Source organism: Pseudomonas sp. zjy_15, assembly GCF_043101865.1.
GTDB classification, from domain to species: domain Bacteria; phylum Pseudomonadota; class Gammaproteobacteria; order Pseudomonadales; family Pseudomonadaceae; genus Aquipseudomonas; species Aquipseudomonas putida_Y.
The window spans coordinates 100,152-123,340 of the sequence record NZ_JBICII010000050.1 but is presented as its reverse complement, the minus strand read 5'-3'; the positions used below and the strand labels follow the sequence as shown (position 1 = coordinate 123,340).

20 protein-coding genes are annotated in these 23,189 nt (G+C 61.6%); 6 read left to right on the top strand and 14 right to left on the bottom strand.

Features of this window, described 5'->3' with window-relative positions; translation table 11 throughout:
* Positions 1-11 precede the first annotated feature (11 nt).
* The 8 genes from ACF8EF_RS09525 to ACF8EF_RS09490 form a co-directional block, all read right to left on the bottom strand.
* Positions 12-908: a peptidoglycan DD-metalloendopeptidase family protein gene (locus tag ACF8EF_RS09525; RefSeq protein WP_176682905.1), complete on the bottom strand. Its 897-nt coding sequence runs from the start codon at positions 906-908 to the stop codon at positions 12-14.
* A 145-nt stretch (positions 909-1,053) separates the two neighbouring features.
* Positions 1,054-1,944 carry a response regulator gene (locus tag ACF8EF_RS09520; RefSeq protein ID WP_176682906.1) on the bottom strand — a complete coding sequence of 297 codons (891 nt, stop codon included), beginning with the start codon at positions 1,942-1,944 and terminating at the stop codon, positions 1,054-1,056.
* Positions 1,945-2,106: 162 nt separating this feature from the next.
* Entirely contained in the window at positions 2,107-2,877 is a 771-nt protein-coding gene (gene phoU, locus ACF8EF_RS09515; protein ID WP_176682907.1) for a phosphate signaling complex protein PhoU, read from the bottom strand.
* Between the two features lie 101 nt (positions 2,878-2,978).
* On the bottom strand, positions 2,979-3,812 hold the full coding sequence (gene pstB, locus ACF8EF_RS09510) for a phosphate ABC transporter ATP-binding protein PstB (protein WP_021785270.1): 834 nt from the start codon (positions 3,810-3,812) through the stop codon (positions 2,979-2,981).
* Positions 3,813-3,884: 72 nt separating this feature from the next.
* Complete coding sequence (gene pstA, locus ACF8EF_RS09505) at positions 3,885-5,501, bottom strand: phosphate ABC transporter permease PstA (protein ID WP_176683051.1); 1,617 nt, start codon at positions 5,499-5,501, stop codon at positions 3,885-3,887.
* A gap of 71 nt (positions 5,502-5,572) precedes the next feature.
* The gene (locus ACF8EF_RS09500; protein ID WP_176682908.1) at positions 5,573-7,861 is read right to left on the bottom strand and encodes an ABC transporter permease subunit; all 2,289 of its coding nucleotides are present in this window, start codon (positions 7,859-7,861) and stop codon (positions 5,573-5,575) included.
* 138 nt (positions 7,862-7,999) lie between these two features.
* Positions 8,000-8,998 (bottom strand): phosphate ABC transporter substrate-binding protein PstS, encoded by a 999-nt coding sequence (locus ACF8EF_RS09495; protein WP_176682909.1) that lies wholly within the window; start codon positions 8,996-8,998, stop codon positions 8,000-8,002.
* Between the two features lie 236 nt (positions 8,999-9,234).
* The gene (locus ACF8EF_RS09490) at positions 9,235-10,524 is read right to left on the bottom strand and encodes an MFS transporter (RefSeq protein WP_014592874.1); all 1,290 of its coding nucleotides are present in this window, start codon (positions 10,522-10,524) and stop codon (positions 9,235-9,237) included.
* Between the two features lie 361 nt (positions 10,525-10,885).
* On the opposite strand from ACF8EF_RS09490, the gene ACF8EF_RS09485 reads away from it, so the two are divergent.
* Together ACF8EF_RS09485 and ACF8EF_RS09480 are read left to right on the top strand one after the other, a co-directional pair.
* Positions 10,886-11,284, top strand: a complete 399-nt coding sequence (locus ACF8EF_RS09485; protein ID WP_003253317.1) for an acyl-CoA thioesterase — start codon at positions 10,886-10,888, stop codon at positions 11,282-11,284.
* Positions 11,285-11,355: 71 nt separating this feature from the next.
* Positions 11,356-12,252, top strand: coding sequence for a D-hexose-6-phosphate mutarotase (locus ACF8EF_RS09480; RefSeq protein WP_176682910.1), 897 nt, complete (start codon positions 11,356-11,358; stop codon positions 12,250-12,252).
* Positions 12,253-12,376: 124 nt separating this feature from the next.
* On the opposite strand, the gene ACF8EF_RS09475 is transcribed toward ACF8EF_RS09480, so the two are convergent.
* The 5 genes from ACF8EF_RS09475 to ACF8EF_RS09455 form a co-directional block, all read right to left on the bottom strand.
* The gene (locus tag ACF8EF_RS09475) at positions 12,377-12,910 is read right to left on the bottom strand and encodes a DUF3299 domain-containing protein (RefSeq protein WP_176682911.1); all 534 of its coding nucleotides are present in this window, start codon (positions 12,908-12,910) and stop codon (positions 12,377-12,379) included.
* A 48-nt stretch (positions 12,911-12,958) separates the two neighbouring features.
* Positions 12,959-13,204, bottom strand: coding sequence for a GlsB/YeaQ/YmgE family stress response membrane protein (locus ACF8EF_RS09470; protein WP_176682912.1), 246 nt, complete (start codon positions 13,202-13,204; stop codon positions 12,959-12,961).
* Positions 13,205-13,312: 108 nt separating this feature from the next.
* Positions 13,313-14,395: a 5-(carboxyamino)imidazole ribonucleotide synthase gene (locus tag ACF8EF_RS09465; protein ID WP_176682913.1), complete on the bottom strand. Its 1,083-nt coding sequence runs from the start codon at positions 14,393-14,395 to the stop codon at positions 13,313-13,315.
* 10 nt (positions 14,396-14,405) lie between these two features.
* Positions 14,406-14,897 (bottom strand): 5-(carboxyamino)imidazole ribonucleotide mutase, encoded by a 492-nt coding sequence (purE, locus tag ACF8EF_RS09460; RefSeq protein ID WP_176682914.1) that lies wholly within the window; start codon positions 14,895-14,897, stop codon positions 14,406-14,408.
* 528 nt (positions 14,898-15,425) lie between these two features.
* Entirely contained in the window at positions 15,426-16,343 is a 918-nt protein-coding gene (locus ACF8EF_RS09455; RefSeq protein ID WP_176682915.1) for a LysR substrate-binding domain-containing protein, read from the bottom strand.
* A 182-nt stretch (positions 16,344-16,525) separates the two neighbouring features.
* On the opposite strand from ACF8EF_RS09455, the gene aspA reads away from it, so the two are divergent.
* The 4 genes from aspA (at position 16,526) to ACF8EF_RS09435 (ending at position 21,616) form a co-directional block, all read left to right on the top strand.
* Positions 16,526-17,950: an aspartate ammonia-lyase gene (gene aspA, locus ACF8EF_RS09450; protein WP_176682916.1), complete on the top strand. Its 1,425-nt coding sequence runs from the start codon at positions 16,526-16,528 to the stop codon at positions 17,948-17,950.
* Between the two features lie 230 nt (positions 17,951-18,180).
* On the top strand, positions 18,181-19,173 hold the full coding sequence (locus ACF8EF_RS09445) for an AraC family transcriptional regulator (protein WP_392461483.1): 993 nt from the start codon (positions 18,181-18,183) through the stop codon (positions 19,171-19,173).
* Between the two features lie 296 nt (positions 19,174-19,469).
* Positions 19,470-20,513, top strand: a complete 1,044-nt coding sequence (locus ACF8EF_RS09440; RefSeq protein WP_392461481.1) for a histone deacetylase family protein — start codon at positions 19,470-19,472, stop codon at positions 20,511-20,513.
* Positions 20,513-21,616 carry a polyamine ABC transporter substrate-binding protein gene (locus ACF8EF_RS09435; protein ID WP_176682919.1) on the top strand — a complete coding sequence of 368 codons (1,104 nt, stop codon included), beginning with the start codon at positions 20,513-20,515 and terminating at the stop codon, positions 21,614-21,616. The genes ACF8EF_RS09440 and ACF8EF_RS09435 overlap by 1 nt, the downstream gene beginning before the upstream one ends.
* Before the next feature lie 31 nt (positions 21,617-21,647).
* Here ACF8EF_RS09435 and ACF8EF_RS09430 read toward each other — a convergent pair whose 3' ends face one another.
* Positions 21,648-23,177, bottom strand: coding sequence for a PLP-dependent aminotransferase family protein (locus ACF8EF_RS09430; protein WP_392461479.1), 1,530 nt, complete (start codon positions 23,175-23,177; stop codon positions 21,648-21,650).
* Positions 23,178-23,189 lie beyond the last annotated feature (12 nt).

Below are 23,189 nucleotides of genomic sequence, written 5' to 3'. Positions count from 1 at the left end.
GGCCAAATCGCTCAGGGGTTGCCGGCAGTGAAATCCGGCATCCCGCTGATCGGCCTGTCGAAGCGGTAAGGTATCGACTCCAGCGCCAACCCCACATTGCGCTGCACCACAAAATGCAGGTGCGGCCCAGTGCTGTTGCCGGTATTGCCCGACTTGGCCAGCATCTGGCCCTGCCGTACCCGTTGCCCCTCCGCCACCACCACCGAACCGCGCATCAGGTGAAGGTATACGCCCATGGTGCCATCGGGGTGCAAAATCCTGACAAAGTTACCCGAGGGGTTGGGGCCGCGCCCGCTCTGGCTGTTCTCCGTCTTCACCACCACCCCTTCCCGCGCCGCGATGATGGTGGTGCCTTCGGGCATGGCGATATCCATGGCGTAGCGCCCTTTGGGTCCAAAATGACTGACGCGACCATTGGGGCCCTGAGTGACACGGAACGGCCCGCCAATCCACGGGAACGCATAGCGGAAGCCCTGGGGCCGTTTGCCCGGGTCACCCATGGCCTGCAGCAGGGTCGAACGGTAGTTCAGCAGCAGCCCGGGCCGCCCCCTGAGCACACTGAGCATCTGCGTGCTGCGCGGCGGCAGCAGCCGGCGCACGATACGCGGGGCATCGCCGCCTTGTGCGTTGACCAGGTTGTCCAGCCGCAACTCTACCTCTACCGGCACATGCAGCTCGTTACGTGCGGAAAAGCTCACGCCACCGTCGAAGGTTTTCGCATTCAGCCGCACTTGGCCTTCGAGCGTTTCGACCATGGGCTCGCGCAGCACCAAGGGCTTGGCGCCGGGGCCAGGCCGGTCGGAATAGGAGATGACACCGGAATCGTCGGTGATCTTGTAGAGCGTCACGCCCTGGCTCGACGCTGAGGCCATGAGCAATGCACAGAACAGCAGCAGGCGGGCGGGCATGATAGTGGCTTTTTGACAGTTATGATCTGTCGAAGCCTAGCAGCGGGTTTTACGGTCGGTATTGCAGCTGGTCGGATGGGCGACGCGAGCTTTTGCCAGGAGCACCTTGTGCTGCTCCTGCCAAAAGCATGGCGCGGGGCCGGGGTCAGCCACCAGGTGTGAAGTGCTTCTGCGCAGTGCCGCGGGCGATCAACCGAGAAAGGTAGTCGAGCTTCTGGGCATCCTGGTCGACAAACTTGAACGTCAACTGCAACCAGTCACTGTCTGGTTTTGGCTCCAGCGCCGCGACAGCATGCAGGTAGCCGTTCAGGCGAGCGACTTCGGCACTTTCGCCCTGCTCCAGGTCCAGCACCGCACCTTCCAGCACCTGTGGCAGCGCTTCGCTGCGGCGTACCACCAGCAGTGCCTCTTTCAGGCTCAACGCCTTGATCACACATGGCTGCGTACCACTGGCCAGGCGCAGCTGGCCCTGGCCACGACCGCTCGGCGCGGGGGCAGCAGGTGCAGGAGCCGCGACCAAAGGCTTGGCCGACGCCGGCGCTGGCGCCGCAACCTTGACCGCTTCCGGCTTGCCCGCAGTCAGCGCGTTCAACGAATCGTTGGCAAACGCCGAATTGGCTCGTGCCGGGCCGATGGCCATCAGGCTGTCGAGCTTGCCGATCTTGGTCAGGGCTTTCTTTACCTTGGTCAGCAGTTGCTCGTTGGTGAACGGCTTGCCTACAAAATCGGAAACGCCCGCCTGGATCGCCTGAATGACGTTTTCCTTGTCACCACGGCTGGTCACCATGATGAACTGCAGATTTTTCAGTGCAGGCTGCTGACGGCACCAGGTAAGCAGTTCCAGGCCTGACATTTCCGGCATTTCCCAGTCGCACAGGACCAGGTCGAACGCTTCCTTGCCGAGCATGGCCATGGCCTTGCGACCGTTGACCGCGTCGTCGATGGCCATACCCGGGAAGGCATTACGCAGACACTTGCGGACCAGATCACGGATAAACGGGGCGTCATCCACGACCAGCACATTCACTTTACTCATCGATACTCCTTACGAATCCCGTCTAGCCTACTGCCAATGATGGCTACTTGCCACAACCTGGTCACGCCGGGACCTCTTCACATCGTTCGCGGGTGCCTGCCGGCTCTCGACCGCAAACGAAAACGCCCGGCCAAGGCCGGGCGTCGATGCTCGGGAGCAACCTTACTTATCGTCAGATTCGCCCAGAACATTAGCCTTTTCGCCGTTGGCGACAGCAGTGCCCTGCACTTCTGCCGTCATGCGCTTGAGCCCCATGTGGCGCACATCGGTGCCGCGCACCAGATAGATCACCAGTTCGGAGATGTTGCGCGCATGGTCGCCAATACGCTCCAGTGAACGCAGCACCCAGATCACGCTCAGCACCCGCGAGATAGAGCGCGGGTCTTCCATCATGTAGGTCACCAGTTCACGCAGCGCGGTCTTGTATTCGCGGTCGATGGTCTTGTCGTACTGGGCCACCGACAGCGCCAGGTCGGCGTCGAAGCGGGCAAAGGCGTCCAGCGCATCACGGACCATGTTGCGCACCTGGTCGCCAATATGGCGTACCTCGACATAGCCACGTGGCGACTCGCCCTCTTCGCACAGCTGGATGGCGCGGCGGGCGATCTTGGTCGACTCGTCACCGATGCGTTCCAAGTCGATCACCGACTTGGAAATGCTGATGATCAGGCGCAGGTCCGAGGCCGCTGGCTGGCGGCGGGCGAGGATGCGCAAGCACTCCTCGTCGATGTTGCGCTCCATCTGGTTGATCTGCTCGTCAACCTCGCGCACTTGCTGGGCCAGACCAGAGTCGGCTTCGATCAGCGCGGTAACCGCGTCGTTGACCTGCTTTTCCACCAGCCCGCCCATGGCCAGCAGGTGGCTGCGCACCTCTTCGAGCTCGGCGTTGAACTGCTGGGAAATGTGATGGGTAAGGCTTTCTTTGTTGATCATCGTTTTGTCCTTTGGTAGCGCGGCCCTGTAGGAGCGGGTTTACCCGCGAACACCGGCAACGCCGGTGCCAGACACCGAGGTGCCTGTTTCGCGAGCGGCGCTTAGCCGTAGCGACCGGTAATGTAGTCTTCGGTCTGCTTCTTCGCCGGGTTGGTGAACAGGGTATCGGTATCCCCGAATTCGACCAGTTTGCCCATGTACATGAACGCGGTGTAGTCCGAAACACGCGCCGCTTGCTGCATGTTGTGGGTCACGATGACGATGGTGTACTTGGATTTCAATTCGTAGATCAGTTCTTCGACCTTCAAGGTCGAGATCGGGTCCAGCGCCGAGCACGGCTCGTCAAGCAGCAACACCTCCGGCTCCACGGCAATGGTACGGGCGATGACCAGACGCTGCTGCTGGCCACCGGACAGGCCCAGCGCCGACTCGTGCAGGCGATCCTTGACCTCGTCCCACAAGGCGGCGCCCTTCAACGCCCACTCGACGGCTTCATCGAGCACGCGCTTCTTGTTGATGCCCTGGATGCGCAGGCCGTAGACCACGTTCTCGTAGATGGTCTTGGGGAACGGGTTCGGCTTCTGGAACACCATGCCCACACGCCGGCGCAGTTCGGCAACGTCTTCGCCCTTGCGGTAGATGTTGTTGCCATACAGGTTGATGGCACCTTCCACACGGCAACCGTCAACCAGGTCGTTCATCCGGTTGAAGGTACGCAGCAGGGTCGACTTGCCGCAGCCGGACGGGCCGATGAAGGCGGTCACACGCTGCTTTGGGATGTTCATCTGTACGTCGAACAGCGCTTGCTTGTCGCCATAGAACAGGCTCAGGCCCGGCACTTCGATGGCCACGGTTTCTTCAGCCAGGCGCAGGCTCTGCTTGTTGCGGCCCAAGGCAGACATGTCGATGCCATGGGTGTGGGAATCTTGCTGCATGGTCAACTCCATACGCTATCAATTCGTTTCAAAGGCCCGCCCGGCTTACGGGCGGCACGCTTGCTATCAGGGTCAGCTGTCCAGCGCCTTGTACTTCTCGCGCAGGTGGTTGCGGATCCACACGGCAGAGAGGTTGAGGGTCGCGATTACCAGCACCAGCAGCAGCGCAGTGGCGTATACCAGCGGCCGAGCGGCTTCGACGTTCGGGCTCTGGAAGCCGACGTCATAGATGTGGAAGCCCAGGTGCATGATCTTCTGGTCCAGATGCAGATACGGGTAGTTACCATCCACCGGCAGCGATGGCGCCAGCTTCACCACACCCACCAGCATCAGCGGCGCCACTTCGCCGGCGGCACGGGCCACGGCAAGGATCATGCCGGTCATCATGGCCGGACTGGCCATGGGCAGGACGATTTTCCACAGGGTCTCGGCCTTGGTTGCACCCAACGCCAACGAGCCTTCACGCACGGTGCGCGGGATACGCGCCAGGCCTTCTTCGGTGGCCACGATCACCACCGGCACCGCCAGCAATGCCAGAGTCAGCGATGCCCACAGCAGCCCCGGGGTACCCAGCGTCGGCGCCGGCAGTGCTTCCGGGAAGAACAGGCGGTCGATCGAACCACCCAGTACGTAGACGAAGAAGCCCAGACCGAACACACCGTAGACGATCGCAGGAACACCGGCCAGGTTGTTCACCGCAATGCGGATAAGCCGGGTGACCGGACCCTGCCTGGCGTATTCACGCAGGTAAACGGCAGCCAGCACGCCGAACGGGGTGACGATCACAGCCATGATCAAGGTCATCATCACGGTACCGAAGATGGCAGGGAAGATACCGCCCTCGGTGTTGGCTTCACGCGGGTCGTCGCTGAGGAACTCCCAGACCTTGCCGAAATAAGTACCCAACTTGGTGAGCGCCGACATGCCGTTCGGCTGAATGGCATGCACCACCTTGCTCAGGTTGATTTCCACTTCACGGCCATTGGCATCGCGGGCCACCAGGCTGTCACGGGCAAAGGCCTGGTGCAGGCCAGTCAGGCGGTCTTCGATAGCCTTGTAGCGGCTGTTCAGTTCGGCACGGTCGGCGTCCATGTCGGCTTGCGCGGCGGCGTCCAGCTTGCCGTCCAGCTCCAGCTTGCGCGCCTGCAAGCGCAGGCGCTCGAGGCCATGGTTGATGGCCCCGATATCCTTCTTCTCGAGGCTTTGCAGCTCGTTGTTGAGCTGGTTGGCGCGTTTGAGACGGGCCTGCAGTTCGTTCCAGGCGGCAGGCCCCTCGGCGACTACGCGGCCTTCTTCCTTGACGCTGACCAGGTAGCCGTAAAAATTGCCCCACTCACGGCGTTCCACGGCAATCAGGTCGGCTGGGTGTTGCTCATCGACCAGCCAGTCGCCGACCACCCAGGTGAAGTCGCTACCATTGAGGTCGCGGTTACCCACCTTGATCAGCTCTCGGGTCATGAACTCCGGCCCCTGGTCAGGCACCGGCAGGCCAGCCCCCTTCAGACGAGCTCGGGGTACTTCCTCCTTCTGCACCACTTCACCAATGACGACGTGATCGGCCTGACCCGGCACCTTGTAGGTGGCCTGGACAAGATCGGCTGGCCAGAAGTGGCCCAGGCCACGCACGGCGATCACCGCCAGCAGGCCGACGGTCATGATCACGGCCATGGCCACCGCACCGCCGCTCATCCAGACGCCTGGGGCGCCGCTCTTGAACCAGCCTTTGAGGGAATCCTTTTTCACGGATCGCTACCTTTCTATCAAAGCGACGAGTATTTCTTGCGCAGACGCTGGCGAATCAGCTCGGCCAAGGTGTTCATGACGAAGGTGAACATCAGCAGCACCAGGGCGGCCAGGAACAGCACGCGATAGTGGCTGCCACCGACTTCCGATTCCGGCATTTCCACAGCCACGTTGGCGGCCAGGGTGCGCATGCCCTCGAACAGGTTCATCTCCATCACCGGTGTGTTGCCGGTCGCCATCAGCACGATCATGGTCTCGCCTACCGCACGGCCCATGCCGATCATCAACGCCGAGAAGATGCCCGGGCTGGCAGTGAGGATGACCACGCGGGTCAGCGTCTGCCAAGGCGTCGCGCCCAGTGCCAGCGAGCCCAGGGTCAGACTGCGCGGCACACTGAACACGGCGTCTTCGGCAATCGAGTAGATGTTCGGGATGACCGCGAAGCCCATGGCGATACCGACTACAAGGGCGTTGCGCTGGTCGTAGGTGATACCCAAGTCGTTGGTGATCCACAGGCGCATGTCGCCGCCGAAGAACCAGCTTTCCAGATGCGGGCTCATGGTCAGGGCGAACCAGCCGGTGAACAGGATGACCGGAATCAGGATCGCCGCTTCCCAACCATCCGGTACACGCAGGCGGATCGACTCCGGCAGTCGGCTCCAGAAAAAGCCGGCCAGCAGGATACCGATCGGCATCAGCAGGAACAGGCTGAACACACCGGGCAGGTGGCCTTCCAGGTACGGGGCCAAAAACAGGCCGGCGAAGAAGCCAAGGATCACCGTCGGCATCGCTTCCATCAACTCGATCACTGGCTTGACCTTGCGGCGCATGCGCGGGGCCATGAAGTAGGCGGTATAGATGGCTGCGGCAATGGCCAGCGGGGCAGCCAGGATCATGGCGTAGAACGCGGCCTTCAAGGTACCGAAGGTCAGCGGCGACAGGCTCAGTTTGGGCTCGAAGTCAGTGTTCGAAGCGGTCGATTGCCAGACGTATTTCGGCTCGTCATAGTTCTCGTACCACACCTTGCCCCACAGCGCGCTGAACGAAACTTCCGGGTGCGGGTTACGCAGGCTCAACGGCAACAGCTTGCCGCCTTCTTCGATGATGATGCGGTTGGCGCGTGGCGACAGGGCCAGCGTGCCAGGGCCTTCGGCAGCCGGCTCAACCAGCAGGGTTCGGTGTGCAGTGCTGTGGAACACGCCCAGTTTGCCTTCGGCGTCCAGGGCGATGAAGCCCTTGCGGCGCTCTTCGGCGTCGATCTGCACGATTGGCGCCTTGCCCATCTGGAAGGTACGGATCTGCTTGAAGCGCGATTCGCCATCCGGGTCACGGGCCATGAACCATTGGGCCAGCCCCCCCTTGGAGTCACCGATGATCAGCGAAATGCCACCAACCAGCTGGGCGGTGGCGGTAATTTCGGTGTCGGCGCTTTCAGACAGCTTATAACGGCCGTTGAGGCTCTTGTCGCGCAGGCTGAACACATCGGCCGTGGCGCGACCGTTGATCACATACAGCCAGTGCTGGCGTGGGTCGATGAAGATATTCTTCACCGTTTCGGTCATTTGCGGCAGGTCGATGCGGTTCTGCTCGGTGGTGACCTCTTCGGTCATCATGTTTTCCGTGCGGGTCAGTTCGACCACCTGCAGCTGAGCACCAGTAGAGCCGGCCAGCAGCAGGGTGTCCCCATTGACGTTGACGCTGACATGGTCCAGCGCACGCCCCTGCTCGTCGAGCACGAACGATTGCTCGCCGTACGGGTAATCGATGCCAGGGGTGATGGTTTTCTTGTTGTCCGGGTAGGTGATCTTGTAGGTGTGGTGGAACACCAGGGCCTGACCATTGGACAAGCCCAGTACCACCAGCGCGCTGCCCGGCTGGTCAGTACTGATGGAAGTAACCTGGGTGTCCGCCGGCACTGCCAGATCGACACGCTTGAGTTCGTTACCGGTCTTGGTATCGAAGAACAGTGCCTGGCCCTTGTCCGAAACACGCATCCCCACCTGATTCTGCTCTTCAAGCGCGATCATCAGTGGCTTACCGGCATCCTGCTGCAGCCATGTCGGCTCCAGGGCCTTCTTGCTGGTCAGCTCGGCGCCCTGGAACAGTGGCAACACCACATAAGCCAGGTAGAAGAAGATCAGCGTGATGGCCGCCAATACGGCAAGCCCGCCTACCAGTACGTACCAGCGGGTCAGGCGGTCCTTGAGCGCGCGCATGCGCCGCTTGCGTTGCAACTCGGGCGTATTGAAATCAATGCGCACGGGCTGGGAGTTTTGGGTCATGTTGGAATTGGCCAGATCATTCATGCGCACACCCTAGCGGTCCCGTGTGACAAAAACATTACAAAGTGGTGACGCGCGAAAGCCCGCCGCACAGGGAGCCTGGCTTCGGACTGAAAATGCGTGGAAGAGGCCGGGCAGTGGCACCGGCCTCTTCTTAATTACTTACTTCTTTGCAACGTTACCGGTGTGCGACAGGCCCAGGTCAGCCAGGGTCTTGTCGACGACTTTTGCCGGCAGCGGGATGTAGCCGTCCTTCACCACCACCTGCTGGCCCGCTTGCGACAGCACCAGCTTGACGAACTCGGCTTCCAGCGGGGCCAGAGGCTTGTTCGGCGCCTTGTTTACGTAGACGTACAGGAAGCGCGACAGCGGGTAGGTGCCGTTCAGGGCGTTGGCTTCGTTGTCTTCAACAAACTCGCCGCCTTCTTTCTTGGCCAGGGCTACGGTCTTGACGCTGGCGGTCTTGTAGCCAATACCCGAGTAGCCGATGCCGTTCAGCGAGGAGCTGATCGACTGCACGACCGAAGCCGAGCCAGGCTGTTCGTTGACGTTAGGCTTGAAGTCGCCTTTGCACAGGGCTTCTTCCTTGAAGTAGCCGTAGGTGCCGGATACCGAGTTGCGGCCGAACAACTGAATTGGCTTGTTGGCCAGGTCACCGGTCACACCGACGTCGCCCCAGGTCTTGATGTCGGCCTTGCCACCGCACAGGCGAGTGGAGGAGAAGATGGCGTCGACCTGAGCCATGGTCAGGCCCTTGATTGGGTTGTCCTTGTGCACGAACACGGCCAGGGCGTCGACGGCAACCGGGATGGCGGTCGGCTTGTAGCCGTACTTCTGCTCGAAGGCTTGCAGCTCGACGTCCTTCATCTTGCGGCTCATCGGGCCGAGGTTGGCGGTGCCTTCGGTCAGCGCGGGTGGCGCGGTAGAGGAGCCGGCAGCCTGGATCTGGATGTTTACGTTCGGATATTCCTTCTTGTAGGCCTCGGCCCACAGAGTCATGAGGTTCGCGAGGGTGTCGGAACCGACGCTGGAGAGGTTGCCCGATACACCAGTGGTCTTGGTGTAGGTCGGGATCGCAGGATCGACAGCGGCTACCGCGTTGGCGGTTGCAACGCCAGCGGCGGCAAAGGTAAGGGCCGCCATCAAACGCTTCAGTTTCATGCCTTGCTCCTAGCAGGAATATTGGGGTGTTGGATGGAACGGGCCCAAGTATCGGCAGGCCGCATGAATACGATATGACTTCATTATGACAATTGGATGAAAGGCCATCACTGGAAGCTGGTCTGGCCACTTCGCGGCTAAAGCCGCTCCTACAGGTTTGGTGTCGGCCTTGAGGCTTGTGCAAAACCCTGTAGGAGCGGCTTTAGCCGCGAAGAGGCCAGTAGCCGTAGCGCAGATCAGCGCTTGTTGGCGAGCAGGTACAGGCCCACAGCCAGACCAACGGCGCACAGGCCTGCCACGTAGTAGGCAGGCGCCATCGGGCTCACCTTCAGCAGCGCGGTCACCACCATCGGCGTCAGCCCGCCAAAGATGGCGTAGGCCACGTTGTACGAGAACGACAGCCCGCTGAAACGCACCACCGCCGGGAACGCCTTGACCATGACATAAGGCACTGCGCCAATCACGCCCACGCACAGGCCGGTCACGGCATACAGGGGGAACAGCAACTCGGGCCGGGTCGGCAGGCTGTGGTAGAAGACCCAGGAACTGGCCAGCAAAAGCAGGCTGCCGATCACGAACACCCGACCCGCCCCATACCGGTCAGCCAGGCTGCCGGCACCAATACAGCCGAAGCTGAGCAACACGATGGCCAGGCTGTTGGCCTTGAGCGAGTCGGTCGGGCTGATGTGGTAGATGCTCTGCAGCAGCGCCGGGGTCATCAGGATGACCACCACGATGCCGGCCGAAAGCATCCAGGTCAGCAGCATCGACAGGATGATCGGACCACGATGGTCACGCAGCACGGCGCGCAGTGGCAACTCCTCCGCCAGTGCCTTGCGTTGCTGCATTTCGGCGAACACCGGGGTTTCGTGCAGCCAACGGCGCAGATAAACCGAGAACAGGCCGAACACACCGCCAAGCAGGAACGGGATACGCCAGGCGTAGTCAGCCACCTCTTCCGCGCTGTACACGCTGTTGATCAAGGTCGCTACCAGCGAGCCCAGCAGAATGCCGGCGGTCAGGCCGGCGGTCAGGGTGCCGCAGGCGTAGCCGGTGTTGCGAGCCGGCACGTGTTCAGAGACGAACACCCATGCGCCCGGTACTTCGCCGCCGATTGCCGCGCCCTGGATCACGCGCATCAGCAACAGCAGGATCGGTGCCCACATGCCGATCTGCGCATACGTCGGCAGCAGGCCCATGATCAGGGTCGGCAGGGCCATCATGAAGATGCTCAGGGTGAACATCTTCTTGCGCCCGAGCAAGTCGCCGAAGTGAGCCATGATGATGCCGCCCAGCGGCCGCGCCAGGTAGCCGGCGGCGAAGATGCCGAATGTTTGCATCAGCCGCAGCCACTCGGGCATGTCGGCCGGGAAGAACAACTTGCCCACCACCGTGGCGAAGAACACGAAGATGATGAAATCGTAGAACTCCAGCGCGCCGCCCAGGGCGGACAGTGAGAGGGTCTTGTAGTCGCTGCGGGTCAGCGGCCGCGAGGGCTGCTCGATACTGCTCGGCACGGAAGTCATCGCTCGTTGTTCTCTTTGTAGGGCATGCAGGCCGCTTGGCGCGCGGCTTCTGGATTGGAGACAGGCGAAGATAGCAAATTGCCGAGCTACGCCGAAAGCGATACAAAATCCACACAGATATTCATGAATACGCGGTCGTCGCTGGCCGTTATGCCCTATATACTGGCAGTTCGTAGGATTATGTTGCTCCTGACGTGGGATGTTGTGCGAAAACGCCGGTCACTATTGTCGGGCGGTTTCGCAGAGTTTCCCTACGGCCGCCCAGTGAAACGAAATCGGCGTAGTATGTTTCAAGCTGAATCGTTTACCCGGCCTTTGCGCCACACCAACGAAAAGCGTCACGGGTCAGAGGCCCCATCGCATGATTGAGCTCGAACAAGAAGATCCAATCCCGCAAGGCGACCTGGCCTTGCAGATCACCGCACTGCCGCGAGAAACCAACGGTTTCGGCGATATCTTCGGTGGTTGGCTGGTTGCCCAGATGGACCTGGCAGGCACGGCCATGGCCAGCCGTGTCGCCGGCGGCCGCGTAGCCACCGTAGCCATCGACCGCATGGCCTTCCTGGTGCCCGTCGCGGTCGGCGCACAGCTGTCTTTCTATACCCAGACCCTGGAAATCGGCCGCAGCTCGATCCAGATGATGGTCGAGGTGTGGAGCGACGACCCGCTGTCCAGCGAATGGCGCAAGGTCACCGAAGCGGTATTCGTCTTCGTCGCCATCGACGGCAGTGGTCGTACCCGCTCGGTGCCTCGTCGCTGAGCCACGCTGGCGGTAAACTCATTGCATCTGCCCGGGTCCAAGGCCCACTGGCAATCAATGAGAAGAACGCAATGGCTACCTTTCAGGTCGTAACCGAGCAACATGGCGAACTCAACTGCTGGCGTATCAGCAGTGACCGCGCCGAACTCCTGATCGCCCAGCAAGGCGCACAGGTCCTCAGCTACCAGCAGGTAGGCGAACCGCCACTGCTGTGGCTGAGCGACCAGGCCCTCTTCCGCCAGGGCAAGTCGGTACGCGCCGGGGTACCGGTGTGCTGGCCATGGTTTGGCAACCTGCAGCGTAACCCTCAGGCCGTCCAGGCCATGTACCACGGAGCACAGGCGCCTGCCCACGGGCTTGCGCGCACGCGTGACTGGCAATTGCTGGGTATCGAGGACGTGGAGGAGACCCTGCGGATCGAGTTCGAACTGCCTGAAGCACAGGGCGACCTGCCCGGTTGGCCCCATGATGTCGAGCTGAAACTGGTGGTGGAGATGGGCGCAGACCTGAAACTGAGCCTGACCAGCCGCAACATGGGCAATACCCCCGTGACCATCAGCCAGGCCCTGCATAGCTACTTCGCAGTGAGCGATGTGCGCCAGGCACGAGTCGAGGGTGTCGACGGGCTGGGTTACATCGAGACCCTGGCGGACTGGGAACAGCGCCAGCAGCAAGGGGCCCTGATGTTTGCCGGGGAAACTGACCGGATCTACCTGAACACCCCGCAGACCCTGAGCATCGTCGACCCGCATTGGAATCGGCGGATTACCTTGACCAGCAGCGGCTCGCGCTCGGCGGTGATCTGGAACCCTTGGACCGAGCGGGCCAAGGAGCTGGCAGACATGGCTGACGATGGCTGGCAGCGGATGTTGTGCATCGAGACGGCGAATGTGTGGGATGACCTGGTGGAGTTGGAGCCTGGGCGCAGCAGTTCGCTGGGGGTCAGGATTGTCAGCGAAATGATCTGAGTTTTACAGTGCCTGTGCCGGCCTCTTCGCGGGTAAACCCGCTCCTACAGATACCTCGCGGCATGCAAGGCCTGTGGAGGTTCCGTAGGAGCGGGTTTACCCGCGAAGAGGCCGGCACAGCCGTTCAGAGATCAGCATCCTCCACCACCCTCACCTTCCCCGCATCCAGTGCATAGGCCGCATCGGCCAGGTCATTGCTGACCTTTTCCACCTTCAGCTTGCCGCTGACCCACAGCGGGGTGTAAATGTCATCGATCTTCAGGCCTTTCGGGTAGCGCACCAGTACCAACTGGTTGGGCGGCGGTGGCGGCACATGGATGCACGCACCCGGGTACGGCACCAGGAAGAACAACGTGCTGTTGCCCTTGGCGTCACTCTCCAGCGGCACAGGGTAGCCACCTAGGCGGATGTCCTTGCCATTCATGGCCGCCACGGTCTTGGTCGAATACATCACCGCAGGCAGCCCCTTGCTCTGCTTGAGGCCACCCTTGGCGGTAAAAGTGCCCATGGCTTCCGGCGAGTTGTGGTCGATTTCAGGCATTTGTTCGAGTGCCTTCTGGTCCGACTTGGGCATCAGCTCCAGCCAGTCGGTTTCGGGCAGTTCGGCATGGGCCAGGGTACTGGCCAACAGCAAGGGGATGAGGAAAAAGGCACGCATGAAAATGCTCGGCAACTCGAATGAATTGCCGAGCATTCTAACCAGTAATCAGCGCTTCTTGATGAATCCGTAGATCACCAGCAGCACCACGGCACCGACCAGCGCGCCAAGGAAGCCCGCCGCTTGCCCAGCCTGGTATATACCCAGCGCCTGGCCGCCATAGGTAGCCACCAAGGAGCCGGCAATACCCAGCAGGATGGTCATGATCCAGCCCATGCTGTCATCGCCCGGCTTGATGAAGCGGGCCAGCAGGCCGACGATGAGGCCGATGAAGATGGTTCCAATGATACCCATGGCAATCCCTCTGCAGTGAAGTTGGAACAAGCCAAAGCCTAGACGGGCTTCGACTTGTTGCCATATTCAGAGGGCATGCCGCTTGCAGAAGTTCGATTCGAAGCCCGATCAGTTGCTGATCAGCGCCTCTACTTCAGCAATCTTGCGCTCGAGGGTAGCCATGTCAGCGCAGCGCAGGGTGGCGTGTCCTACCTTGCGGCCAACCTTGAAGGCTTTGCCGTAGTGGTGCAGGTGGCAGTCCCCGATGGCGACAACCTTGTCCACGGCCGGCACTTCACCGATGAAGTTGAGCATCGCGCTCTCACCCACCTTGGCGGTCGAGCCAAGTGGCAGGCCGGCAACGGCACGCAGATGGTTCTCGAACTGGCTGCACTCGGCGCCTTCGATAGTCCAGTGCCCGGAGTTGTGCACGCGCGGGGCGATTTCGTTGGCCTTAAGGCCACCGTCAACCTCGAAGAACTCGAAGGCCATCACGCCAACGTAATCCAGCTTCTGCAACACGCGGCCGACGTAATCTTCGGCCAAAGCCTGCAGCGGGTGTGCCTGGCTGGCTACCGACAAGCGCAGGATGCCGCTCTCGTGGGTGTTGTGCACCAGCGGATAGAAGCGGGTTTCGCCATCGCGGCCACGCACGGCCACCAGCGACACTTCGCCGGTGAACGGCACGAAGCCTTCCAGCAGGCATGGCACGCTGCCCAGCTCGGCGAACGTACCAACCACGTCTTCTGGCGTGCGCAGCACCTTCTGGCCCTTGCCGTCGTAACCCAGGGTGCGGGTTTTCAGCACGGCCGGCAGGCCGATGCTGGCCACTGCGGCGTCCAGATCTGCCTGCGAGAGGATGTCGGCAAAGGCCGGGGTGGGAATGCCCAGGTCGCGGAACATGCTCTTTTCGAACAGGCGGTCACGGGCGATGCGCAGCGATTCGGCGCTGGGGTACACCGGCACGAACTGCGAGAGGAAGGCCACGGTCTCGGCCGGGACGCTTTCGAACTCGAAGGTGACCAGGTCGACTTCGTCGGCCAGCTGGCGCAGGTGATCCTGGTCGCCGTAGTCGGCACGCAGGTGCTCGCCCAAGGGGGCAGCGCAGGCGTCCGGGGCCGGGTCGAGGAAGGCGAAGTTCATGCCCAGCGGGGTACCCGCCAAGGCCAGCATGCGGCCGAGCTGGCCGCCACCGATTACACCGATCTTCATGGGTTGAGCCTCAAGCCTGGCGCGGGTCTGGGTTGTCCAGCACGGTGTCGGTCTGTTCCGTGCGGAACTGCTTCAACGCCGCGTGGTACTGCGGGTACTTGGCGCCCAGGATGCTGGCCGACAACAAGGCAGCGTTGACCGCACCGGCACGGCCGATGGCCAGGGTGGCAACCGGCACGCCGGCTGGCATCTGCACGATCGACAGCAGCGAATCGACGCCCGACAGCATCGACGACTGCACCGGCACGCCCAGCACCGGCAGGTGGGTCTTGGCGGCGCACATGCCTGGCAGGTGGGCTGCGCCACCGGCACCGGCGATGATCACCTCGATGCCACGGCCCTCAGCCTCCTCGGCATACTGGAACAGCAGATCCGGGGTGCGGTGGGCGGAGACCACCTTCACTTCGTAGGGAATGCCGAGTTTTTCCAGCATTTCGGCGGTGTGGCTAAGGGTGGACCAATCGGACTTGGAGCCCATGATCACGCCAACCAGTGCACTCATCGTCGAGCCTCTCCTGCAAGCGCCTTCTGGCGCGCTAAAAGCAACAAGCCACGCAGGTGGGCCGGCGTGGCTTGTCATACGGATTCTGAATCGACCAGGTCGGCCGAAGGCGCGGGATTGTAACGTATTTAAAGGCTGGCCGCCCACCCCTACAAGCACATGTCGGATCAAAGGGCAAGCTGTCTCGTGGGACAACTTTTTCCCGCCGCCTCGGGGTCGACGAGTGCTGTAAGCCTGCATCCTTACTCGAGCATTTTGGTACGTCTACATGAACGCTCCATGCTTCTTCGCACTTTCGTTTGGCCTGGTACTCGGCATGCAATTGCCAAGCGCTTCCGCAGCCCGCTCGCTCACCGTGCCCAGCTCATGAAATTGGCCATCTGCCAGGTGCCACGCATGAAGACGCCGAACTGAAGTTCAATGGCTGGGTGTGTGAAACGTACACGCCCCCGTGTACCGACACGATCCAACTGCTACCGCTACAGCGGCAGGAATCGTGCAAATATCACTGATTACCTGAAAGGCAACTCAACGTGACGCTTCACCTTGTGCTCCAGACGACTCCAGCTTGCGCCATAGCAAGCGGACGTTAGCCTTACGCACCAAAGCGCAGCGATACAGGCGGATTTCCAGCGGCACATGCCATTGGCTACCACCGCAGATCGCCAACTCACCGCGTTCGAGCTCGCCACGCATCGACAGACGCGGCACCCAAGCGATGCCCATCCCTTCCAGGGCCATGCTCTTGAGGCTGTCGGCCATGGCGGTTTCATAGACGGTGGTATAACGCAGGTTGCGCTGGCGCAGCAGTAAATTGACCGAGCGGCCGAGGAACGCGCCGGCGGTATAGGCTAGCAATGGCACGCTGCCCTCGCCTTCCAGGTCGAACAATGGCTTGCCATCGGCATCCACGGCGCATACCGGCAGCATTTCAGTGGTGCCCATGTGCAGCGACGGGAAGATTTCGGCATCCATCTGCAAGGCCGCGTCCGGGTCGTAGAAAGCCAGCATCAGGTCGCAACCGCCTTCGCGCAGTGCGTGTACGGCATCTCCGACGTTAGTCGCAACCAGGCGGGTGGCGATGTTCAAACCGTCGTTGCGCAACTGGGCCACCCAACGGGGGAAGAAGCCCGACGCCAAGGAGTGTGCCGCAGCTACCTGCACCACTTCGCCCTGCCCGCCTTCAAGATGATGCAAATGGCGGAGAATTTCGCTCAACTGGTCGACAACAGTACGCGCCGTGACGAGAAATAGCTGTCCGGCCTCGGTCAGCTCGATGGGTGTGCGAGAGCGGTTAACCAGTTGCAAGCCCAACGCCGCCTCAAGGCTGCGAATGCGCCGGCTGAAGGCCGGTTGAGTAACGAAACGCCGCTCTGCCGCCTGGGAAAAACTGCGGGTAGCGGCCAGAGCGCTGAAGTCTTCCAGCCATTTGCTTTCAAGGTTCACAAAGCACATCTCCCGGCGTGCACCAAAATGGAACACGCTCGAATATCAATTGGCGTCACATGAAACACTATGCCGTTTGTGCATAGGTTAGCGTGCAATAGCATTGGCCGCAAAAACACCTTCAGGCCTAGGATTGGCGCCATTCCGGCAGGTGCCGGGTCAAAATCGAGATGATATACATCATGTCCTCTGCTGCATCGTTCCGCGTCGAAAAAGACTTGTTGGGTACCCTTGAAGTTCCTGCAGATGCCTACTACGGCATCCAGACCCTGCGCGCTGCCAACAACTTCCACCTCTCTGGTGTTCCGCTGTCGCATTACCCGAAGCTGGTCGTGGCCCTGGCCATGGTCAAGCAGGCCGCTGCCGACGCCAACCGTGAGCTGGGTCACCTGAGCGATGCCAAGCACGCTGCCATTTCCGCAGCCTGCGCCCGCCTGATCAAAGGCGATTACCACGACCAGTTCGTGGTTGACATGATCCAGGGCGGCGCTGGTACTTCTACCAACATGAACGCCAACGAAGTCATTGCCAACGTTGCGCTGGAGGCCATGGGCCACCAGAAGGGTGAGTACCAGTACCTGCACCCCAACAACGACGTGAACATGGCGCAGTCGACCAACGACGCCTACCCGACCGCAATTCGCCTGGGCCTGCTGCTGGGTCACGACGCGCTGCTGGCCAGCCTTGATAGCCTGATCCAGGCCTTCGCTGCCAAGGGTAAAGAATTCGACCACGTACTGAAGATGGGCCGTACCCAGCTGCAGGACGCCGTACCGATGACCCTGGGCCAGGAATTCCGAGCCTTCGCCACCACCATGAACGAAGACCTGCAGCGCCTGCGCTCGCTGGCTCCGGAACTGCTGACCGAAATCAACCTGGGCGGTACCGCCATCGGTACTGGCATCAACGCCGACCCTGGCTACCAGGCCTTGGCCGTACAGCGCCTGGCCACCATCAGCGGCCATCCGCTGGTACCGGCTGCCGACCTGATCGAAGCCACCTCCGACATGGGCGCCTTCGTGCTGTTCTCCGGCATGCTCAAACGCACTGCGGTCAAGCTGTCGAAGATCTGTAACGACCTGCGCCTGCTGTCCAGCGGCCCGCGCACCGGCATCAACGAGATCAACCTGCCAGCGCGTCAGCCAGGCAGCTCGATCATGCCAGGCAAGGTCAACCCGGTTATTCCAGAAGCTGTAAACCAGGTGGCCTTCGCCATCATGGGCAACGACCTGGCCCTGACCGTCGCCGCCGAAGGTGGCCAGCTGCAGTTGAACGTGATGGAACCGCTGATCGCCTACAAGATCTTCGACTCGATCCGCCTGCTGCAACGTGCCATGGACATGCTGCGCGAGCACTGCATCGTCGGCATCACCGCCAACGAACAGCGCTGCCGTGAACTGGTCGAGCACTCGATCGGCCTGGTTACCGCACTGAACCCGTACATCGGCTACGAGAACGCCACCCGTATCGCCCGCGTTGCCCTGGAAAGCGGCCGCGGTGTACTGGAACTGGTGCGCGAAGAGAAGCTGCTGGACGACGCAATGCTCAACGACATCCTGCGTCCGGAAAACATGATCGCTCCACGTCTGGTTCCGCTGAAGGCGTAATCAGGCCGCTGTAAACAGTCTCACCAGGTCGAGGGACTAGACACCTCTCAACCTTTCCAAGGCCCGAGCGCTTGCTTCGGGCCTTTTTTTTGCCTGAAGGTTTTGGGGGCCGCTTTTGCGGGCCTTCGCGACACCAGACCGCGCCTGCAGAGTATGTGGTTTACCTGCAGCCCCGATATCGGCACACAACTTGCTCCATAATGCGTCCCAGCCCCACGGGATTACCCAGCATGCTGCACAGCCACCTGACCACCCTCAACGCAGTTTCGCTGATTCTCAACGTCTTCCAGGCAGACGGTTGCGAGGCTTCAGCGCTGCTGGCCGGCAGCGGCATTGGCCCGGCAGACCTGGGGCATGCCGATGCGCGCATCACCACCCAGCAGGAGTTGCAGGTTTGCGCCAATGCCGTGGCCCGACGCGAGGACATTGGCCTGGAGCTGGGCCAGCGCATGCATGTGTCGTGCTACGGCATGCTCGGTTACGCACTGCTCTCCAGTGCCACTTTGGGTGACGCATTACGCCTGGCGCTGCAGTATCCGGCACTGCTGGGAACAGTCTTCAAGCTGCGCTTGCTCGACGACGGCCAACGTGTCTGGTTCAGCGCCAGCGATTACCAGGACAGCCCGGCGCTGAGCGCTTTCAACGCCGAGTTCTGCCTGGTGTCGCTGAAAGTCACCTGCGACGACCTGCTTGGCCGTCCGTTGCCGCTGCTTGGCGCACGCTTTGAGCACCCTCGCCCTGGTTACCACGCGCTCTATGCCGGAGCGTTTCAATGCCCGATCGGTTTCGCCGCCGAGGACAATGCCTTTGCCTTCGAACGGCGATGGCTGGATATGCCGCTGCCGCTGGCCGACCCGATTACTCACAAAGCCATGAGTGAGCGCTGCCGGCGCCTGAACCTTGAGTTCACCGGTCGCCAGGCATGGCTGGGACGGATTCGCCAGCTGCTGGCGCAGCAACTGGACGCAGCCCCTGGACTGGAAGGGCTTGCGCGGCAAATGAACTGCTCGTCGCGCACCCTGCGCCGGCATTTGCAGGCACTGGGCTGCAGTTATCAACAGCTGCTGGACGAGCTGAGGTTCGAGCGGGCCAAGCAGTTGCTGGCCGATGAACAGATGCCGATCTACCGGATTGCAGAGACTTTGGGGTTCAGTGAGACGGCCAGTTTTCGGCATGCCTTCCAGCGCTGGAGCGGCGTGGCGCCGAGCCATTTTCGTGGTTGACCTGTCCTGGCCTCTTCGCGGGTAAACCCGCTCCTACAGGGGCGTCACAACCTCTGACGCCCTGGTGGCCATTGTAGGAGCGGGTTCACCCGCGAAAGGGCAGGGCCTGCCGGCTAATGTCCAAAGGCCGTTCACCGTTGCCGCCACTGCCTTACCCGCGACGAGGCTGGGATAGGTCACCACCCATCTGGCCATAGACCTTGGCCATATCGATCCCCTTTTGGCCGTTTGCGTCGTTCTCCCCTGCCGATCAGCCCATGACAATGGACCCACGCCAGTCCCACCGGAGAACAACAATGCTGACGATCTATTCCGATGACCACCGCCTGCACCACGGCCGCTGCGAGCTGATCGATGGCAAGCTGATGCCCTGTTTCGAAATGCCTTCGCGCGCCGACCATGTGCTCGACCAGGTGAAAAAACGCAACCTCGGCGACATCCAGGGCCCGACCGACTTCGGCCGTGCGCCGTTACTGCGCGTCCACAGCGCCGATTACCTGGATTTCTTCGAAGGCGCCTGGGCCCGCTGGGCTGCACTGGGCCACGAGGGTGACCTGCTGCCCTTCACCTGGCCGGCCCGCACACTGCGCCAGGTCAAACCGACCGGCCTACATGGCGAACTGGGTTACTACAGCTTCGATGCCGGCGCCCCCATCACCGCGGGTACCTGGCAGGCTGCCTATAGTGCTGCACAAGTTGCCCTGACCGCCCAGGCAGCGATTCAGCAAGGCGCCCATGCGGCGTTCGCCCTGTGCCGTCCGCCAGGGCACCACGCTGCCGGTGAAGTGATGGGCGGCTACTGCTACCTGAATAACGCCGCCATCGCCGCCCAGGCCTTCCTCGATCAAGGCCGAAGCAAGGTCGCCATCCTTGACGTCGACTACCACCACGGCAACGGCACCCAAGACATCTTCTACAGCCGCGACGACGTGTTCTTCGCTTCGATCCACGGCGACCCGCAGGACGAATTCCCGTTCTTCCTCGGCTATGCCGATGAAACCGGCGAAGGCGCAGGCCAGGGCTACAACATCAACTACCCCTTGCCCGCCGGTAGCGACTGGGCCGCCTGGAGCGCAGCCCTGGAGGATGCCTGCAAGCGCATCGCCAGCTATGACGCCGACGTGCTGGTCATCTCCCTGGGTGTGGACACCTTCAAGGACGACCCCATCTCACAGTTCAAGCTGGACAGCCCGGACTACCTGGAAATGGGCAAGCGCATCGGCCAACTCGGCAAGCCGACCCTGTTCGTGATGGAAGGCGGCTACGCTGTGGAAGAAATCGGCATCAACGCGGTCAATGTGCTGGAAGGTTTCCAGCGCGCCCAGCCAGGAGCCCGATAATGGTCCGACTCAAGCGTCTGCTCGCCCCGTTCATCGCTGCCACCCTGTTCGCGGGCGCCCTGCATGCGCAAGCTGAGCAGCGTACCCTGCGTGTATATAACTGGTTCGATTACATCACCCCGCAGACCTTGACTGCCTTCCAGAAGGACAGCGGCGTGAAGCTGGTGTACGACATCTTCGACACCAACGAGGCGCTGGAGGCCAAGCTGCTAACCGGCAACTCCGGTTATGACGTGGTAGTACCGTCCAACGTGTTCCTCGCCAAGCAGATCGAAGCTGGGGTGTTCCAGCCGCTGGATCGCAGCAAGCTGCCGAACTGGCAACACCTGGACCCGGCGCTGATGAAGCTGATCGAAGCCAATGACCCGGGCAACAAGTTTGCCGTGCCGTATATGTACGGCACCGTGCTGATCGGCTTCAACCCGGCCAAGGTCAAGGCTGCACTCGGCGACAACGCGCCGGTGGACAGCTGGGACCTGATTTTCAAGGAAGAGAACATCGCCAAGCTCAAGCAGTGCGGCGTAGCCCTGCTCGACTCGCCGTCGGAGATTCTACCGGTGGCCCTGCAGTACCTGGGCTTGCCGCCGAACAGCGACAAGCCGGCCGACTACAAGAAGGCCGAGGCGCTGATGCTGAAGATTCGTCCGCATATCACCTACTTCCACTCCTCGAAGTACATGGCAGACATCGCCAATGGCGACATCTGCGTGGCGGTGGGCTACAGCGGCAGCTTCTCGCAGGCTGCCAACCGCGCCCGTGAGGCGAACAACGGCGTGGTGGTGGACATGCGCCTGCCCAAGGAAGGCGCGCCGATCTGGTTCGACATGCTGGCGATTCCAAAGGGCGCAGCCAACCCGGAGGATGCGCATACGTTCATCAACTACCTGCTGCGGCCAGAAGTGATTGCGCCGATCAGCGACTTCGTCGGGTATCCGAACCCGAACAAGGATGCGACCGACAAGGTGAATCCGACGATTCGCAACAACCCCAACCTGTATCCGACGGCAGAGGCGATGGCCAAACTCTATACGCTCAAGCCCTTGACGCGAAATGCCGAACGGGCCAGGACCCGCGCCTGGACGCGGATAAAGTCCGGTACCTGATGTTGAACCTGGGGCTGCTTTGCAGCCCCCTTCATTTTCTCCAGACTTTGCGTAGTTTCATCAAGGCCTCGGCTATCTCGCCCTCTGGCACCGCCGCAAAGCCCAGTACCAGTCCTGCCCGTTTATCCACAGACGCCTCACTGTCCGTCAACCAGAAACTGCTCAGTGGCGTCACCTCCACCCCCACCGCCTCGGCTTTGGCCACCAGCTCCTGTTCCCGAGTAAAGTTATCCACACCCACCTTCACATGCAGCCCAGCGGCCACTTCCGGCATTGCGCCCAAGCCCGGAATATCCACAGGCCAACCGGCCTTGAGCACATCGCGCCGCTTCAACGCCGCCTTGCGCATACGGCGGATATGCCGCTGAAAATGCCCGCGCGCCATGAACTCGGCCATCACGCACTGACTGCTGACTTCCGAATGCCGCACTGCCAACGCTCTGCCCTGGCTGAACGCCTGCACCAGCTTCGACGGAAGCACCAGGTAGCCCAGACGCAAGGCCGGGAAGGCTATCTTGCCGAAGGTGCCGACATACAACACTCGCCCGTGCCGGTCGAGCGCTGCCAGCGGGGCCAGCGGCGCACCGCTGTAGCGGTACTCACCGTCATAGTCGTCCTCGATGATCCAGCCGTCAGTGCGTTCAGCCCAGGCCAGCAATGCCAGGCGACGTGCAAGGCTCATGGTCACCCCGGTCGGGTATTGGTGCGCAGGCGTGACATAGGTCAGTCGGCAATTCGTCAACTGTTCCAGCCGGCTGCAGTCCAGTCCGTCTTCATCCACAGGCACGCCAACCACCCGGCCACCCGCGAGCGTGAAGGCATGAGCGGCCGCCCGATAGCCTGGGTTTTCCACAGCCACACCGTCGCCCGGTTGCAGCAGTAACTGTGCACAAAGGCTGATGGCCTGCTGCGCACCGCTAGTGATCACAATTTGTTCAGCCGTGCAGTTCAGGCCCCGCGAGCGTCGTAGGTAGGCCGCAATCAGATCGCGCAAAGCCGGCTCGCCTGCCGGATCACCATAGCCCAGTTGCGCAGGGCACGGGTTGCGCCAGAAACCCGCCTGTAGCTTGGCCCAGACGTCAAACGGGAACAGGTCGAATGCCGGAATACCAACACGAAAAGCACGCGGCGCACCGCTTCTGGGCGGTGGCAAATGGTTGCTTTTCAGGCGCTGCAGAGGCTCACTAAGAAGTCTTCCGCTGGATAAATCCTCAGTACTCTCTTCGCAAAATGTGGATAAACCTGTTGATAAACCCCGGGATAACCCTGTGGATACTTGTGTGGACAGTTTTGGCAGTCGGCTGACGTAAGTGCCATCCCCGACGCGGCTTTCGATGAAGCCCTCGGCATACAGTTGATCGTAGGCGCGCACCACGCTGTTGCGTGAAAGCGCCAACATGGCAGCCAGGTCGCGCGTGGCCGGCAGCCGCGTACCACTGCTCAGGCGTCCATCCAGTACCCGCGCTCGCAACGCCTGATATAGCTGCTGGCTAAGCCCGCGGCGGCGATCAAGGGCGATCCCGGCAGGGTCGAAAGGCAGTATGAGGGGGGACTCGCTCATGGTATTGGACCT

Excerpts from the sequence above, each read along its gene's own strand:
- ACF8EF_RS09525 (WP_176682905.1), bottom strand. The coding sequence starts at position 908 with ATGCCCGCCCGCCTGCTGCTGTTCTGTGCATTGCTCATGGCCTCAGCG.
- ACF8EF_RS09520 (WP_176682906.1), bottom strand. The coding sequence starts at position 1,944 with ATGAGTAAAGTGAATGTGCTGGTCGTGGATGACGCCCCGTTTATCCGT.
- phoU (WP_176682907.1), bottom strand. The coding sequence starts at position 2,877 with ATGATCAACAAAGAAAGCCTTACCCATCACATTTCCCAGCAGTTCAAC.
- pstB (WP_021785270.1), bottom strand. The coding sequence starts at position 3,812 with ATGCAGCAAGATTCCCACACCCATGGCATCGACATGTCTGCCTTGGGC.
- pstA (WP_176683051.1), bottom strand. The coding sequence starts at position 5,501 with ATGAGCGGCGGTGCGGTGGCCATGGCCGTGATCATGACCGTCGGCCTG.
- ACF8EF_RS09500 (WP_176682908.1), bottom strand. The coding sequence starts at position 7,861 with ATGAATGATCTGGCCAATTCCAACATGACCCAAAACTCCCAGCCCGTG.
- ACF8EF_RS09495 (WP_176682909.1), bottom strand. The coding sequence starts at position 8,998 with ATGAAACTGAAGCGTTTGATGGCGGCCCTTACCTTTGCCGCCGCTGGC.
- ACF8EF_RS09490 (WP_014592874.1), bottom strand. The coding sequence starts at position 10,524 with ATGACTTCCGTGCCGAGCAGTATCGAGCAGCCCTCGCGGCCGCTGACC.
- ACF8EF_RS09485 (WP_003253317.1), top strand. The coding sequence starts at position 10,886 with ATGATTGAGCTCGAACAAGAAGATCCAATCCCGCAAGGCGACCTGGCC.
- ACF8EF_RS09480 (WP_176682910.1), top strand. The coding sequence starts at position 11,356 with ATGGCTACCTTTCAGGTCGTAACCGAGCAACATGGCGAACTCAACTGC.
- ACF8EF_RS09475 (WP_176682911.1), bottom strand. The coding sequence starts at position 12,910 with ATGCGTGCCTTTTTCCTCATCCCCTTGCTGTTGGCCAGTACCCTGGCC.
- ACF8EF_RS09470 (WP_176682912.1), bottom strand. The coding sequence starts at position 13,204 with ATGGGTATCATTGGAACCATCTTCATCGGCCTCATCGTCGGCCTGCTG.
- ACF8EF_RS09465 (WP_176682913.1), bottom strand. The coding sequence starts at position 14,395 with ATGAAGATCGGTGTAATCGGTGGCGGCCAGCTCGGCCGCATGCTGGCC.
- purE (WP_176682914.1), bottom strand. The coding sequence starts at position 14,897 with ATGAGTGCACTGGTTGGCGTGATCATGGGCTCCAAGTCCGATTGGTCC.
- aspA (WP_176682916.1), top strand. The coding sequence starts at position 16,526 with ATGTCCTCTGCTGCATCGTTCCGCGTCGAAAAAGACTTGTTGGGTACC.
- ACF8EF_RS09445 (WP_392461483.1), top strand. The coding sequence starts at position 18,181 with ATGCTGCACAGCCACCTGACCACCCTCAACGCAGTTTCGCTGATTCTC.
- ACF8EF_RS09440 (WP_392461481.1), top strand. The coding sequence starts at position 19,470 with ATGCTGACGATCTATTCCGATGACCACCGCCTGCACCACGGCCGCTGC.
- ACF8EF_RS09435 (WP_176682919.1), top strand. The coding sequence starts at position 20,513 with ATGGTCCGACTCAAGCGTCTGCTCGCCCCGTTCATCGCTGCCACCCTG.
- ACF8EF_RS09430 (WP_392461479.1), bottom strand. The coding sequence starts at position 23,177 with ATGAGCGAGTCCCCCCTCATACTGCCTTTCGACCCTGCCGGGATCGCC.